The sequence below is a fragment of the Phytobacter palmae genome, assembly GCF_039409775.1.
Taxonomy (GTDB): domain Bacteria; phylum Pseudomonadota; class Gammaproteobacteria; order Enterobacterales; family Enterobacteriaceae; genus Phytobacter; species Phytobacter palmae.
Genome location: NZ_JBCIVJ010000030.1, coordinates 24,044 through 39,952, shown reverse-complemented (window position 1 = coordinate 39,952; position 15,909 = coordinate 24,044). Strand labels below are relative to the sequence as shown.

Annotated in this window: 15 protein-coding genes; 3 read left to right on the top strand and 12 right to left on the bottom strand. The window is 53.5% G+C overall.

All coding sequences use genetic code 11. From position 1 onward, the window contains the following. The 6 genes from rsxC to blr form a co-directional block, all read right to left on the bottom strand. On the bottom strand, positions 1-1,925 hold a 1,925-nt coding region (rsxC, locus tag AAIG39_RS23230), incomplete at its 3' end, for an electron transport complex subunit RsxC (RefSeq protein WP_343194820.1). Then, positions 1,918-2,496 carry an electron transport complex subunit RsxB gene (rsxB, locus tag AAIG39_RS23225; protein WP_343194819.1) on the bottom strand — a complete coding sequence of 193 codons (579 nt, stop codon included), beginning with the start codon at positions 2,494-2,496 and terminating at the stop codon, positions 1,918-1,920. The genes rsxB and rsxC, both read right to left, overlap by 8 nt. Beyond that, positions 2,496-3,077 (bottom strand): electron transport complex subunit RsxA, encoded by a 582-nt coding sequence (gene rsxA, locus AAIG39_RS23220; RefSeq protein WP_041851535.1) that lies wholly within the window; start codon positions 3,075-3,077, stop codon positions 2,496-2,498. The genes rsxB and rsxA overlap by 1 nt, the downstream gene beginning before the upstream one ends. Positions 3,078-3,154: 77 nt before the next feature. Then, entirely contained in the window at positions 3,155-3,592 is a 438-nt protein-coding gene (locus AAIG39_RS23215; RefSeq protein ID WP_090086691.1) for a DUF2569 domain-containing protein, read from the bottom strand. A gap of 74 nt (positions 3,593-3,666) precedes the next feature. Continuing rightward, on the bottom strand, positions 3,667-3,882 hold the full coding sequence (ydgT, locus tag AAIG39_RS23210; protein WP_041851533.1) for a transcription modulator YdgT: 216 nt from the start codon (positions 3,880-3,882) through the stop codon (positions 3,667-3,669). 239 nt (positions 3,883-4,121) lie between these two features. Further along, complete coding sequence (gene blr, locus AAIG39_RS23205) at positions 4,122-4,259, bottom strand: division septum protein Blr (RefSeq protein WP_041851532.1); 138 nt, start codon at positions 4,257-4,259, stop codon at positions 4,122-4,124. A gap of 214 nt (positions 4,260-4,473) precedes the next feature. Between blr and AAIG39_RS23200 the strand changes: the two genes are divergently transcribed. Then, entirely contained in the window at positions 4,474-5,514 is a 1,041-nt protein-coding gene (locus tag AAIG39_RS23200; RefSeq protein ID WP_090086693.1) for an oxidoreductase, read from the top strand. A 32-nt stretch (positions 5,515-5,546) separates the two neighbouring features. Here AAIG39_RS23200 and add read toward each other — a convergent pair whose 3' ends face one another. From add to manA, 4 genes are all read right to left on the bottom strand, one after another. Continuing rightward, positions 5,547-6,548, bottom strand: coding sequence for an adenosine deaminase (add, locus tag AAIG39_RS23195; protein ID WP_343194818.1), 1,002 nt, complete (start codon positions 6,546-6,548; stop codon positions 5,547-5,549). Positions 6,549-6,726: 178 nt separating this feature from the next. Next, complete coding sequence (gene uspF / locus AAIG39_RS23190) at positions 6,727-7,161, bottom strand: universal stress protein UspF (protein ID WP_249572864.1); 435 nt, start codon at positions 7,159-7,161, stop codon at positions 6,727-6,729. Between the two features lie 211 nt (positions 7,162-7,372). Further along, on the bottom strand, positions 7,373-8,926 hold the full coding sequence (locus AAIG39_RS23185; protein WP_343194817.1) for a YdgA family protein: 1,554 nt from the start codon (positions 8,924-8,926) through the stop codon (positions 7,373-7,375). 98 nt (positions 8,927-9,024) lie between these two features. After that, the gene (gene manA, locus AAIG39_RS23180) at positions 9,025-10,203 is read right to left on the bottom strand and encodes a mannose-6-phosphate isomerase (RefSeq protein WP_343194816.1); all 1,179 of its coding nucleotides are present in this window, start codon (positions 10,201-10,203) and stop codon (positions 9,025-9,027) included. Positions 10,204-10,401: 198 nt separating this feature from the next. Here manA and fumA point away from each other — a divergent pair, with 198 nt between their 5' ends. Both fumA and fumC read left to right on the top strand, forming a co-directional pair. After that, entirely contained in the window at positions 10,402-12,048 is a 1,647-nt protein-coding gene (fumA, locus tag AAIG39_RS23175; RefSeq protein ID WP_343194815.1) for a class I fumarate hydratase FumA, read from the top strand. 145 nt (positions 12,049-12,193) lie between these two features. Then, positions 12,194-13,594, top strand: a complete 1,401-nt coding sequence (fumC, locus tag AAIG39_RS23170) for a class II fumarate hydratase (protein WP_090086705.1) — start codon at positions 12,194-12,196, stop codon at positions 13,592-13,594. On the opposite strand, the gene tus is transcribed toward fumC, so the two are convergent. Beyond that, positions 13,591-14,520 (bottom strand): DNA replication terminus site-binding protein, encoded by a 930-nt coding sequence (gene tus / locus AAIG39_RS23165; RefSeq protein WP_343194814.1) that lies wholly within the window; start codon positions 14,518-14,520, stop codon positions 13,591-13,593. The two genes, fumC and tus, sit on opposite strands and share 4 nt — an antisense overlap. 78 nt (positions 14,521-14,598) lie before the next feature. Next, the gene (gene rstB, locus AAIG39_RS23160; RefSeq protein ID WP_343194813.1) at positions 14,599-15,888 is read right to left on the bottom strand and encodes a two-component system sensor histidine kinase RstB; all 1,290 of its coding nucleotides are present in this window, start codon (positions 15,886-15,888) and stop codon (positions 14,599-14,601) included. Positions 15,889-15,909 lie beyond the last annotated feature (21 nt).

The following is a 15,909-nucleotide window of genomic DNA, read 5'->3' as shown; positions in this document are numbered from 1 at the left end:
TCAACGGCTGCCTTGCGCGGGTCGACAGGTTCGGCGGTAACCGGAGCCTCGACCGGCACAACGACTTCGCTGACACCCTGCTGCTGTAATTTTTTCGCTTTTGCTCGGGCGATAGCGGCTTCGACGGCTGCCTTGCGCGGGTCGACAGGTTCGGCGTTAACGGGCGACGCCTGGGTGTCTGCGGCCGCAGCTTTACGCGCTTTAGCACGCGCAATCGCTGCTTCAACAGCCGCTTTACGCGGATCGACCGCTTCGCCAGCGACAACAACTGTGCTTTCCGGCACATCTTGCTGTTGTGCTTTTTCTGCCTGACGTGCGCGTGCCTGCGCTTTACGCGCCTCGCGGGCGGCAATCACATCACTGTTATCTGGTACGCTTCCTGCCTGCACCACGATAGTCTGCGCCGCAGTGGCCTGTTTTTCCCGTACGCGGGCGAGGGCCGCGTCAATTGCCTGCTGATCTTTTGCGGCGGGTTGAACGGCCGCTTTTTTATGACGCTCAGCACGTGCGGCTTTTTCCCGCTCCAGACGCGCCTGACGAGCCTCAAAACGCGCCTTAGCTTCGGCGTTGCGCTTTTCTTCCTGCGCGATAGCGTAAATCTCGGCTTTTTCCTGACGGAAATACTGTACCAGCGGAATATTACTTGGACAGACCCACGCACAGGCGCCGCACTCAATACAGTCGGACAGGTTGTGCGCAGTGGCTTTGTCATGCTGCTGGCCTTTACTGAACCAGTACAGCTGCTGCGGCAACAGATCCGCCGGGCAGGCATCAGCACAGGCGCTACAGCGAATACAGCCTTTCTCTTCTTGCTGCTCGCCCATTTCGCTGGCCGAGGGTGCCAACAGACAGTTGGTAATTTTAACTACCGGGACATCAAGCCAGGGCAGGGTGAAGCCCATCAATGGCCCACCCATGATGACCAGTTGTTCAGCGGACGGGCAAAAGCCGGCATGTTCGAGCAAATGACGCACCGGCGTTCCCAGCCGTGCCCAGACGTTTCCTGGCTTGCTGACACTTTCCCCGGTCAATGTCACCACCCGTTCGGTGAGCGGTTCGCCATCAATGATGGCGCGCTTAATGGCATAAGCAGTGCCGACGTTTTGCATCAGCACACCAATATCGGATGATCGACCGCCGTGGGGAACCTGCTTGCCGGTCAGAATTTGCGTCAGTTGTTTTGCACCGCCGGACGGGTATTGGGTCGGGATGACGCGCAACTTGATGTCATGCGAACCAGCCAGCACCGCTCGCAGCATGGAGATGGCCTGCGGTTTGTTATCTTCAATACCGATCAGCACCTGACGGGGCTGCAGAATATGCATCAGGATGCGCACGCCTTCGACTATCTGCGCGGCGCAATCCTGCATCAGACGATCATCTGCAGTGATATAGGGTTCGCACTCGGCGGCATTGATAATCAATGTCTCGATAAGATCGCCGCCACTTTTCAGCTTCGCGCCGGTCGGGAAACCTGCGCCGCCCAGCCCGGCAACGCCAAACTGGTGAATACGCTCAATAAGTGTGTTGCGATCGCGCGAGCGGTAATCGCTCCAGCCGTCACGTTCAATCCAGCGATCCTCGCCATCCGCCTCAATAATGACGCTCAGTTCAGGCAGCGCAGAGGGGTGCGCGGTAGAGTGGGGTGCAATGGCGATGATTTTTCCGGAGGTGGGGGCGTGAACCGGCAACATGCGCCCGCGGCCACGGGTCAACGGTTGTCCACGAAGCACGCTATCACCGACGCTAACGCACAGTTCACCCTCAGCGCCGATATGCTGTTTTAAAGGGATAACAAAACGCGTCGCCAGGGGCAACTGGCGCAACGGTGTACCATTGGACTGTGTCTTCATCTCCGGCGGATGAATACCGCCGTGGAAATCCCACAGTTTGTCTTTGCGAAAAGCAGAAAATAACTTAAGCATGTTGTTCCACGGAAATGTTGCGCACGGGAATGGTCTGCAGGTCCCATTTCCAGCTGGCGGTGGTCGTTTCCACCGGACGCAGTTCAATACACTGCGTCGGGCACGGATCCACACAGAGGTTACAGCCGGTACAAAGGTCACTCATTACCGTGTGCATGGCGCGGGTCGCGCCGACAATGGCGTCGACAGGACAGGCCTGAATACATTTGGTGCAGCCGATGCAGTTCGCTTCATCAATAATGGCGAGCATGCGTACCGGTTCCGACACGACTACATCACCGTCAATGGGCTGCGGCTCCACATTTAACATTTCGGCGATTTTCAGCATCACCGCTTCTCCGCCGGGTGCGCAGCGGTTAATTTTCTCGCCCTGCAGGCCGACGGCCTCAGCATAGGGGCGACACCCCGGATAGCCGCAATGCCCACACTGGCTCTGCGGCAAGAGATCGTCAATTTTCTCGACGACGGGATCGTCTTCCACCGCGAAACGACGCGAGGCATATCCCAGTACGACACCAAACAACAACCCGAGTACGCTCAGGGCCGCGATGGCAATCCAGATTGCATTCATTACAACTTCACCAGACCACTAAAGCCCATAAAGGCCAGAGACATCAAACCGGCGGTAATGAGAGCAATGGCATTACCGCGAAACGGTGCTGGCACATCAGCGACGACAAGACGCTCACGGATGGCGGCAAACAGCACCATGACCAGCGAAAATCCGACGGCGGCGGAAAATCCGTACAGCGCGGATTGCAGGAAATTATGCCCGAGGTTGATATTCAGTAATGGCACGCCCAGCACCGCACAATTGGTGGTGATAAGCGGCAGAAAAATCCCCAGCAGGCGATACAGCGCCGGGCTGGTTTTGCGCACCACCATTTCGGTGAACTGCACCACCACGGCAATGACCAGAATAAATGCCAGCGTACGCAGATAGATGAGATCCAGCGGAATGAGCAGCCAGGTGTCGATAATCCATGCGCAGATAGACGCCAGCGTGATAACGAAGGTTGTCGCAAGACCCATACCCATTGCGGCTTCGAGTTTTTTCGAAACCCCCATAAACGGGCACAGGCCAAGAAATTTCACCAGTACGAAATTATTGACCAGAACGGTTCCGATAAATAGCAGCAGATAGTCTGTCATTATTTGGCCTGAAATAAAAAAAGCCGCCTATTATCGGTCAAACAGCACCGGGCGACAACAGGATAACTGTAAGGTTATTACGGGTTCACAAAGGTCGCTTTGACCCGCTGCGATCGCTTGAAATAGGGCACAATCAACGCGGCTGCGAGTAACGCCGATAAAAGTCCGCGTACCGCCACATCGTCAGAAACGGGGGAGAAGGCAAAAGCTTTCAGCGCCAGCAGCACGCTAATCAGTAACCAGATAATCATATGTTTCAGGACGCTACGGCGGCGTTTAAAAAAGGCGATAATCAGCCATAGCGTGTAATACCAGACGCCTGCGGCGAAGGCAAACGAGACAAACCACGTCAGCAGTTCCGCCAGTGGCCGCACGCCGATGGCGGCAATGACCAGCGGAACCTGTGTTTTAGCGACATCCAGGAGCCGTAACGTCTGGCCCAACAAAGCGACCAGCAACCAGGCTAAAGGCGCAAGAAGCCAGCCTCCGATTCTCTCTGCAGGTGTCGTTATCATGCTTATTCCTCGTTGGCGGTCACTGATTTATCGGCCGGGGAGTATAAAGCATTATGCGCCGGATGCCAGTAGCGTTATTGCACGTAATGCCATACGGACTTAGGCACCCGGCCAATGTCGAACAAGCGGCCACCCGATACCAGCTCAGCGCGACGATGATCGGCGGCGCGATACATGTTAATGATTTCTTCGTTGTCGGTCAGAGTGTAGTTAAGGTGATCAAACAATTTTTCCAGACTTTCAAGTGAACTGATTTTGCGAAATTTTAATAAATAATCCTGAACGGTCATTTTAAGCGTTATCCATATCATAAAAAGGCATTAATACATTCGCGGGTAATTCGTTCGAATAATAGTCGGGCTTATCAGGACGTAAATTGTCTCTGAATGTATTGCCATTAATTTAAGAATTTTCTTTAGGTTAAGCGGATGCCAGAACGGCATCCGACAGGAAGATTAGCGCTCTTCGCTACGCCTGGCAATACGCAACGCAGTACCATATTTAGGTATGTCCGCGTTCGCGTCGTATTTTATTTTTTCTGCGCGACGATACTCTGTTCCGGCGGCTGGTAATTATCAATATGACTGGCGAACACCAGCAGAACGGTCGAAACACCCAATACAACCCAGCCTGTTAATTCAATAATCCGATTGATGATAGTGGCCATAACGCTACAACTCCCTTAGATCTGGTCTGGGATGTTAACCGGGCAAACAGCGCACGACAAGGGACTGACGCCTGTTTTTAGACAATTCCGTATCATTACCGCGATGGCATGAGAAATCACTTTCTCAGGAGAGATTTCTTTCGTGCTTACGCCGCAGTTGTCGTTGAAAGAGAGATGGTGTGAAATAGATATTCCAATAATGAGAGGCCGCTTTATGAATGACAATATCCGTGTCGGACTAATTGGTTACGGCTACGCCAGTAAAACCTTCCATGCACCGTTGATTGATGGCACTCCGGGAATGGAGCTGGCGGCAATCTCCAGTAGCGATGCGTCGAAAGTGAAGGCGGACTGGCCGGCAGTGTCGGTCGTATCGGAACCGAAACACTTATTTAATGATCCTAAGATTGACTTAATTGTTATCCCTACGCCTAACGACACCCATTTCCCGTTGGCTAAAGCCGCACTGGAAGCGGGCAAACATGTTGTCGTCGATAAGCCCTTTACAGTGACGTTGTCACAGGCAAGGGAGCTGGACGCCCTGGCGAAAAGCTGTGGTCGCGTATTGTCCGTGTTTCATAACCGGCGCTGGGATAGTGACTTCCTGACGCTAAAAACCTTGCTGGCAGATGGTGCGTTAGGTGAGGTGACCTTTTTCGAATCACACTTCGACCGCTATCGCCCCGAAATTCGCAACCGCTGGCGTGAACAGGCGGGGCCGGGAAGCGGTATATGGTACGATCTGGCACCGCATCTATTGGATCAAGCCGTAAACCTGTTTGGCCTGCCTGTTTCGCTGACGGTGGACCTGGCGCAATTACGTCCCGGGGCGCAGGCGACAGATTATTTCCATGCGGTGCTCTCTTACCCGCAGCGCAGGGTCATTCTGCATGGCACCATGTTGGCCGCGGCGGAATCCGCGCGCTATATCGTCCACGGCACCCGTGGCAGCTATGTGAAATTTGGCCTCGATCCGCAGGAAGAACGCCTGAAATCGGGTGCAAAACTGCCGCAAGAAGACTGGGGATACGATATGCGTGACGGGGTGTTAACCCGTGTCAATGGCGATGCCCGCATTGAAGAAACCTGGCTCACGGTGCCGGGCAACTATCCCGCCTACTATGCGGCCATTCGCGATGCGCTAAACGGTGCGGGTGAGAACCCGGTTCCGGCAAGTCAGGCAATCCAGATAATGGAACTGATCGAACTGGGGATTGAGTCGGCAAAACATCGCGCGACGCTTAATCTGACCTGAATAAAAATGCCGCTCAAGTGAGCGGCATTTTTTTACCCCTGCAAAACTTTTTCTCTGAGCACCTGTTTTTCAGCCGCAGAGAGAAACGCGATTTCCAGGCCGTTTATCTGCGCCTGGCGGATCTGGTCGCGACTGAGTCCGGCAGCTGGCGCGGCAGTCTGATATTCATGGCCAATATCCACTCCCTGTACCGCCGGATCGTCCGTGTTAATCGAAGCCAGCACGCCATGCTCCAGGAAAGTTTTCAGCGGATGTCGTGCCAGCGACGGCACGGTACTGGTCTGAATATTGGACGTCAGACAGGATTCGATACCAATGCGCTGCTCGGCAAGAAAGGCCATCAGCGCCGGATCTTCAACCGCTTTCACCCCATGACCAATGCGCTCGGCGCCCAGTTCGCGAATCGCCTGCCAGATGCTTTCAGGCCCGGCCGCCTCGCCCGCATGGACGGTGATATGCCAGCCCGCATCGCGTGCACGATTAAAATGAGGCAGGAACAGACTACCAGGAAAGCCCAGCTCATCACCCGCCAGGTCCAGGGCTGTGATGCTATCGCGATGTGCCAGTAGGGCTTCAAGCTCCTGCAAACAGGCCGCTTCGCCAAAGGTACGGCTCATAATCCCGATCAGACGCGCTTCAACGCCGAACGCCTGGCTGCCTTCGCGTACGCCAGCGATAACCGCTTCGACCACGCCAGCAACAGGCAGATTGTGCGTCATTGCCATGTAGCCTGGGGAGAAACGCAGTTCAACATAATGCAGACCCTGACGTGAGGCATCTTCCATATTTTCATAAGCCACGCGACGACAGGCATCGAGAGAGGCCAGCACTTTTACCCCCCAGTCAAGTTTCGCAAGGAAACTCACCAGATCGGGTTCGTTGGCAGTGACCTGTACGTGCGGCAGCAGTGTTTCAAGGGATTGCGCGGGAAGGGCAATATTAAACTCACGGCCAAGATCGAGAATGGTTTGTGCCCGAATGTTGCCGTCCAGGTGGCGATGAATATCAGTTAATGGCAGGTTGGTATCAATCATGGTCGCACTCTTATTTCAGGTAAAGTGCGATACATTATACCACATGCCGACTGCGCATTAGCATTAATGATAATAGATTGAATCTATAATGAAGTTTTCGGTGGGCTGCTGATGCTTTTTAATCTCCCCCTGCGACGTAACAGGGGGAGTGATGCCATTTTATCCTGCGTTCAGACGCTTAACGAACAACCAGTACCGGGCATTTTGCGTGCCGGACCACTGCAGCAGCATTTGAGCCTAACAAATAGGTGGTCATATCCGGTCGGTGTGAAGCGATGATAATGAGATCTGCTTGTACAGTGTCTGCGAGTTTTAGGATCTGATCCTTTGGCGTCCCGGTAACAGCATGCGTCTGAACTTTTTCCATGGGAATTTTAAACGCTTTGACGATTTCATTGAGTCGCGATAGCGCCTCTTCCTGCAGGTCTTTTAATTTTGGTAATGCGGCGGAATATGCCAGTCCCAGCGTTGAATAATAAGGATGAGAGGGGATGACCGTCAAAAAATGGACTTTCGCAATATTGATAACGGCATGCGCCTGAACATACGGGATGACCTGTCGGGTCAGTTCGCTTTCAGAAATATCGATGGGTACTAATATGGAGCGATACATATAGACCTCCTGTATGATTTCATACAGGTTAAATAGTACGCCATTAGCCATAATAAAAGTGTGTGATTGGTTTCAGTTCCCGGTAAATAACAGGAATTACGACTTTTGTCGTAGCGTGGTTTTAATTTTGCCAGTGTAGCGGGGCGTTGCGTAGCGGCAGTTTTGAGGTGTGCTTAAAGCTAAAAAAAGCCCCTCGGAAGGGGCTTTAAGGTTACTGTTGCGGCACCGCAGGTTCGACAGGTGCGGTCGGATCGTCCGGCGTTTCCGGCGAATCTTCCTGCTGCGGCATTGACGGCAGGCCGAACATGCCGACAAATTCATCCAGCGACATTTTCTCGCCGTTCAGTGTCACCTGGCCATTGGCATACTGCAGGCTGGTGCCAATAGTATTGTTTTCCAGGGTAGTAATACGGAACATCTGACCCATTGCTGCCAGCCCTTTTACCTGCTGACTTGCCAGTTTGGCTGCTTCATCCTGCTGGTAGCCTTCCAGTTTCGCAACCTGAGTCATAAACTCCACCGCCATATCCATCGGGATGGTCAGTTTGCTATCCAGCGACTTGACGTTTTTATCCACTTCCTGGGCCAGCGTCTGCGGCGCGGTAACAGCCGTATCGGCGGCCGGATTCTTGAGGAACAGGGAGAGGTTCAGTGCCGTTTCGCCTTTGCTGTTCTTCCAGCTCAGCGGGGCAATAGTAATAACCGGCTCGCCTTTTAACAGCAACGGGAAAGCATTAAAGAAAGCTTCTGTCGCTTTTTGTTGATACAGCGCCGGGTCTTTCATGACATCCGGTTGCGCCATCAATGCCTGGGTCTGGGCGTTATATTGCTGACTAAACTGGTGCCAGGCCTCACCATCGATCTGGCCAATTTTCAGCGTCAGGTTGCCGCTGCCCATCTCCTGATTCTGGACTTTCAGGCTCTGGATGGCGTAGTCGAACTGACTGTTAATGGTCTTGTTATCTTTCGCGACTTCGGATTTGCCGTTCAGATTCATCCCTTCAATGACAGCCATCTCTTTGTTTTCAACAGAGATCGCCAGCTTGTCCAGGGTCGCTTTCTGGCTGCCGACGCGCTCGTTAAAGCTGGCGAGTTGGGTCGTCCCTTCCGTTTTCAGGTTATTGAGGGAGATCTGAATTTTCTGACCGTATTCGTTAACCGTGTCAACCAGCGCACTCTGTGCCTGGCCGCTGACGGTAATAACATTGCCGTCTTTATCGGAACTGATGCGGAATTCACCACCGCTAAAGGCAACTTTTTCACCCTCTTTTTCGGAGTTAAGCGGATGCAAGGTGAGGTCCGTACGCGTGTCGCCGTTGTAACTGATGCGGGTCTCAGCGACAAATGGCGATTGTCCTTTTGCGATATCGAATAGCGGCTTCGTCATCTCATTATTGATGAGCGTCGAATGTACCGATGCCATCGACGGGATGAGATTCAGTGTCTTGAGTTGCTCCAGCGGGAAAGGACCGTGGTCAATCTTTTCGTGCAGTACGATGGTCTGTCCCGGCTTAAACCATGGATTTTCCTTACCCTCGATCGGCTTGATCACCAGTTCCATCTGGCTGCTGAACAGACCCCGATGGTAATTTTGAGAGGATAGCTCCACGCTGGCTTCTGGCGCAGTGCGTTTAATCTGTTCATTCGCCTGGCTAATCATCTCACCCAGACGGCTTTCCAGCTGTTTACCCGTATACCAGGCACCACCTGTCCAGATGATCCCCAGCGCAATAACAACTCCGGCAGCAACCAGCGTTTTTTTCATCGTTATTATCCCTAAAAATAAAACCAGGCGGGATCATCCGCCTGGGTATGTGAAAAGGCTCTGTAGAGCTTAGCAATCCTTGCTAAAAAGTTCAGTAACTAGTTGAGCTTATTATAGACCCGCGCCAGTCTGCCCACGCCGCTTACCGTCACAGGTGATTCGCTGGCGCTAATAAATGCCGATTCGCCGGGTTTCAGCACCAGAGTTTCATTACCCTTGCTCAGCACCGCTTCGCCTTCCACGCAGAACAGGATGGCCGCGCTCTGTTGCGCCAGATCGCTACCGGTGGTTGAAAGGTCATGTAGTGAAAAAGCAAAATCATCAACCGGGATTGGGAACTCCAGGCCGGCGGCCTGTTTCACGGGTTGCGTCAGTAATTCGCTGGCAGGTTTGGGGGTGAATTTCACATTCGCCACCAGTTCCGGAATATCGATATATTTCGGCGTAAGGCCCGCGCGCAGTACGTTATCGGAGTTGGCCATGACCTCCAGCGCTACCCCCTGCAGATAGGCATGCGGAGTTTCGGCGAACAGAAACATCGCTTCACCCGGATTGAGTTTCACGACATTGAGCAACAGCGGGGAGAACAGGCCGCTGTCGTCAGGATAGAAGTCGGAAATCACACGAATGGTTTGCCATGGTTCACCCTGCTGGCTATTAAGCGCCGCTTTCAGTACCGCCAGCGCCCGCGATTTTTCCTCACCTTTCAGATTCAGCAGGCTGGCGAACAGCTGGCTCAGGCGTTCTGCGCCGGGTTCTTGCAGAAAGTGAGCGATAGCCTGATTAGCACCCGCGACCGGCTGTAGCAGAGAGACGATTTCGGAGAACGGACGGAAGGCATTCATCGCGAGGAAGGGCGTCAGTGCAAAGACCAGTTCCGGCTTGTGGTTCGGGTCTTTGTAGTTACGCTCGGCCGCATCGAGTGGAATGCCTGCGGCGTTCTCTTTCGCAAAACCGATCTCGGAAGCCTGTTTGTTCGGGTGGACCTGAATAGACAACGGCTGGGCGGCGCACAACACTTTGAACAAAAAGGGCAGTTCGCCGAAACGTTCGGCCACCGCACTGCCCAGTAAACCTGCTTTATCCTGCTCAATCATCTCGCGAAGCGAGAGAAGATTTCCTTGCGCATCCTGCACTTTTGAGCTGCTCTTAGGATGAGCGCCCATCCACAACTCAGCCATTGGCTGGTTGTCAGGGTTGGCGATGCCATAGAGTTCTGTTAACGCGTTTTTACTTCCCCAGGCATAGTGTTGCACTGAGTTAATGAGTTTTTGCATTATCCCGCCCTTCATCGTGGTCAACGTAATTGCACGTATTAAAGCAATAAATCTGTTCGAAGTAATCAGAGCAGATAAAAAGTCGTACTAGTCTCAGTTTTTGTTAAATAATTGTGTAGGATATGCGGACTCGCTTTTTTGTGGCAGATGGATGTCCTGCCGAAACAATAACCAGTTCGTGCTGTAAGTGAGAGAACAATGTCGAATAAACCCTTTTATTATCAAGAGCCTTTTCCGCTGAAAAAGGACGAAACCGAATATTATTTACTCAGCAGCGATTACGTTTCCGTAACCGAATTTGATGGTCATGAAATCCTCAAAGTCGATCCTCAGGCGCTGACCCTCCTGGCGCAACATGCTTTCCACGATGCCTCATTCCTTCTGCGCCCGGCGCATCAGCAACAAGTTGCCGATATCCTCAGCGATCCGCAAGCCAGCGAAAACGACAAATATGTCGCGCTGCAATTCCTGCGTAACTCCGAGATTGCCGCAAAAGGTATTTTGCCCACCTGCCAGGATACCGGTACGGCCATCATTATGGGTAAAAAGGGGCAACGCGTATGGACGGGCGGCGGCGATGAGGCGGCCTTAGCGCGTGGTGTCTACAACACGTTTGTCGAAGATAACCTGCGTTATTCGCAAAATGCCCCGCTGGATATGTACAAAGAGGTCAATACCGGGACTAACCTGCCGGCACAGATCGATCTGTATAGCGTTGACGGCGATGAGTATAAATTCCTTTGCATCGCCAAAGGGGGCGGTTCAGCGAATAAAACCTATCTTTATCAGGAAACGAAAGCACTGATCACCCCGGCGAAGCTGAAAGGCTATCTGGTTGAGAAAATGCGTACCCTTGGCACGGCTGCCTGTCCGCCATACCACATCGCCTTTGTGATTGGGGGGACCAGTGCGGAGGCCACGCTTAAAACGGTCAAACTGGCATCGACGAAGTATTACGATGGTCTGCCAACCGAGGGCAATGAGCACGGGCAGGCGTTCCGCGATGTGCAACTGGAAAAAGAATTGCTGCTTGAAGCTCAGCAGCTCGGCCTTGGCGCGCAGTTTGGCGGCAAATACTTCGCGCATGATATCCGCGTGATTCGTCTGCCGCGCCACGGTGCCTCTTGTCCTGTGGGGATGGGTGTTTCCTGCTCAGCGGACCGTAACATCAAAGCCAAAATTAACCGCGAAGGCATCTGGCTGGAAAAACTGGAGCAGAACCCCGGCAAGTACATTCCGGAAGAGTTGCGTCAGGCAGGTGAGGGCGAAGCGGTGAAGGTCAACCTTAACCGCCCGATGGAGGAGATCCTCGGTCAGCTAAAACAGTACCCGGTCTCTACGCGCCTGTCGCTGACCGGGACGATCATCGTCGCGCGTGATATTGCGCATGCGAAGCTTAAAGAGCTGATGGATGAAGGTAAGCCACTGCCGCAGTATGTGAAAGATCACCCCATCTACTATGCGGGGCCCGCGAAGACGCCGGAGGGATATGCTTCTGGCTCACTTGGCCCAACCACAGCCGGACGTATGGACTCCTACGTTGATCAGTTGCAGTCGCAAGGCGGCAGCATGATTATGCTGGCAAAAGGCAACCGTAGCCAGCAGGTGACGGATGCCTGCCATAAACACGGTGGTTTTTACCTGGGCAGCATCGGAGGTCCGGCGGCTATTCTGGCGCAAAACAGTATCAAGAGCCTTGAATGCGTGGCCTACCCGGAACTGGGGATGGAAGCTATCTGGAAAATCGATGTTGAAGATTTCCCGGCCTTTATCCTGGTGGATGACAAAGGTAATGATTTCTTCCAGCAAATCCAGTCGGGCCAGTGCGCACGCTGTGTAAAATAAAAGCTACCGCCCTTCGGGGCGGTTTTTTTGCGCCGGTGAAGCGCACGAAGCAATAAACGTCGTCATAACAAGCATCAATACTTAAGCTTTGTTTGCAGGTGAGCAATGTCGGTACTCAACATCACTTCGTAACAGGGAGAAAGTAATGACAACGCATCGTAGTGAGAAAGATTCGATGGGCGCGATTGACGTCCCGGCAGACAAGCTGTGGGGGGCGCAAACCCAACGGTCACTTGAGCATTTCCGCATCTCGACGGAAAAAATGCCGGTCTCGCTTATTCACGCACTGGCGCTGACCAAACGTGCGGCGGCAAAGGTTAATCAGGATTTAGGGCTGCTGACAGCGGAAAAAGCACAGGCCATTATCGACGCGGCTGATGAGGTGCTTGCCGGAAAACACCCGGATGAATTTCCGCTGGCTATCTGGCAAACCGGTTCCGGTACCCAGAGCAACATGAACATGAACGAGGTGCTGGCGAACCGTGCCAGCGAATTGCTTGGCGGCGAACGTGGTATGGGGCGTAAGGTGCACCCGAACGACGACGTTAACAAAAGCCAAAGCTCGAATGACGTTTTCCCTACGGCGATGCACGTGGCGGCGGTGATTGCTCTGCGTGAACATCTCCTGCCTCAGCTTATGGTGCTGAAAAAAACGCTGAATGAAAAAGCGATTGCCTTTGCTGATATTGTCAAAATTGGTCGTACTCACCTACAGGACGCCACGCCGCTAACGCTCGGCCAGGAGATTTCTGGTTGGGTGGCGATGCTTGAGCATAACCTCAAACATATCGAACTGAGCCTGCCGCACCTGGGCGAACTGGCGCTCGGCGGGACGGCGGTCGGGACCGGGCTCAATACCCATCCGGAATATGCCAGACGGGTGGCAGAAGAACTGGCGACCTTTACCCGACAGCCGTTTGTTACCGCACCGAACAAATTTGAGGCGCTGGCAACCTGCGATGCGCTGGTTCATGCCCACGGTGCGCTGAAAGGGCTGGCGGCATCACTGATGAAAATTGCTAACGATGTACGCTGGCTGGCTTCCGGTCCGCGTTGTGGAATTGGCGAAATTTCTATTCCGGAAAATGAACCGGGAAGCTCCATCATGCCGGGTAAAGTTAACCCCACCCAATGTGAAGCAATGACTATGCTCTGTTGTCAGGTGCTGGGCAACGACGTGGCGGTCAATATGGGGGGCGCATCCGGCAACTTTGAGCTTAACGTCTTCCGGCCAATGGTTATCCATAACTTCCTGCAATCGGTGCGTCTGCTGGCTGACGGTATGGAAAGCTTCAACGAGCATTGTGCGGTGGGTATTGAGCCAAACCGTGAGCGTATCGATCAGCTACTCAATGAGTCACTGATGCTGGTAACCGCCCTCAATACCCATATCGGCTATGACAAAGCGGCAGAAATTGCCAAAAAAGCCCATAAAGAGGGGCTGACGCTCAGGGCCTCGGCGCTGGCGCTCGGCTATCTGACCGAAGCCGAGTTTGACAGTTGGGTACGCCCGGAATCGATGGTTGGCAGTATGAAGCCCGTTTAATTGGCAAGATACAGGTGCAGCCGGGGAATAATGAGCGTTAACGGCTGCGCCTGTGGTTTATAACGGTGCTGAATATTATCTTCCTGGTAATTCAACAGTTCGCCGATGTCCGGCACTTTCCCGCCATGTTCTTCACTTACCAGCGCAATAAGCGGCGTCGGGCAGGCGTACTGCACCTGTTTTTGTGAATCCGCATACCAGACGCGTGCAATCGGCTGCACCTTTACCGGACGTTTAATTTTCAGGCGCGCCTGCTGTGGCAAAGAGGCGATGGTGGCGTACTCCTGCTCAAGACGCTCCTGCCACTGCTCTCGGCTCCACGGAGCGACGGCGCGCGGCGATTTACGGCTTTTATCAAGCAGTGCGAGCACCTCATCGCGGGTAAAATTCTTGATGATATGCTTGTTAGCCCAGCCAAAGCGCAGCGTGGCAGGGTCGCGAAGGGAGGTTAAGGTGCGGTAGGCATTAAGCGTAATCAGGCCGGGTAGATGACGATGCACCCACTCGAAGCGGGCAGCCGATGCCAGTCCGGAATCGACGGTCACAATTCGCTCAAAGGTCATTTTCAGGGCATTAATGGTATTAATCGTCTGCTCAAGCCGGGTGCGGGTTGGCACATCCACCTGATAACAAATGACACCAGGCAAACGCACGGCGGCTTTACTGCTGCGTTTTTCCGACTGCTGTTGGATAAAGAGATGGGTATAGTGGCGCAGGGCAGCGTCGGCGGCACGCTTGCCCACCAGTTGTTTTACCTCAATGGCTGGCAGAGGTTCGTGCTCCTCGCCTTTGACAACGTCCGGCAGAGTGAAAACGCGACCCGCCAGCAAACGGCAATCGGAGAGCTGCCCTTTTAAGCCTGCCAGCTCCTGTTCGAGCTGGCGAAAGGTGGTATTCAGGCGTTCAATCAGGTCATACGCAGCCATGATATTATCTCTTTAGTTACAACATACTTATTTTATAGCACAACCATCCACACCTGAACACTGTGCAGTTCACGCTTATCAGGTGAGGGAGGTGTCGTGCCAGACCGGCCATCGTAAACAAAAGCGGGCGCCGCCTGCATCGCTCTCTTCGCATTTTACTTCACCGCTCATCGCCTGGGCGATGGAGTGCACGATGGCAAGTCCCAGACCACAACCGCCAGTCGCACGATCTCTGCTGGGGTCGAGGCGCACAAAGGGCTCAAACACACGGCTACGCTCATCAGGGGCTATCCCCGGTCCGTCGTCTTCAACAATCAGGCTTGCCTGCGAGCCTTCAAGCTGTAATGTCACTTTTACCGTGTTCTGGCAGTAGCGCAGGGCATTGTTGATGAGGTTATCCAGCACACGCTCCATCAGTCGCATGTCCAGCGAACCATAATCGCCGGGCTGATTATTGAGCTCCAGATGGTGGTCCGGATTGACGTTGCGGGCATCCAGCATATAACCGTCCAGCCACGCGTTGAGATCGGGTGTGGTCAGTTTTAGTTCTGTCTGAGGGCGATCGAGGCGCGCGTAAGTGAGCAACTCCTGAATGAGTCCTTCGAGTTGCCCGATATCGCGATTCAGTGCGCTACGTTCGCCATCGCTCAGGTTGTCGCTCATCTCAAGGCGGTAACGTAGCCGGACCAGCGGCGTGCGCAATTCATGGGCCACGCCGTCAATCAACATTTTCTTACTGGCAATCAGGGCGTTGATATTATCCGCCATCTGGTTAAAGGCGATTCCCAGTCGTTCAAAGCTGGACGTGCTGTCAAAATGGATACGCTCTTCCAGATGGCCTTCACCAAAGCGCTGGGCGGCAGATTCCAGCCGTAGCATCTCCTGCCAGTGGGGGCGCATCCAGATAAACACCGGGAAGGCCAGTGAGATAGCTATAAATGCCATCAGCGCCATATCGAGCAGACGCATTTCATGCAGATAAAAGAGGTAGGGGACCGGGCCTACTGCCAGGACATAGTGGCTGCGTGGAATGCGCTGAATAAAGGTGTACTGCGAATCCAGCGCGACAATATCGCCTTCCTGTAAACGCTGTTGCGCGGGGGCTTCGAGCGCGAACTTACTCATGGGCTCCACGCGCATGTTGAAAGAGAGGTTCAGATCCAGCTCTTTGAGCGTCTTGTTCCACTGGTGAGGCGGGATTTCACGAAGTTCGCTGCGCATCAGGTACAGCGAACTTTTCATCAAATCGTCCAGCGACTGTCGTCCTGCTCGCTCAGCGGTGAATTTGTAAACCAGCCCGACCAGCATGGTCATCACCAGAAAGCAGACAAACAGTAACAGATAAAACTGGACGAAAAGTTTTTTCATGGCGACACCCGCGAAGAGGAC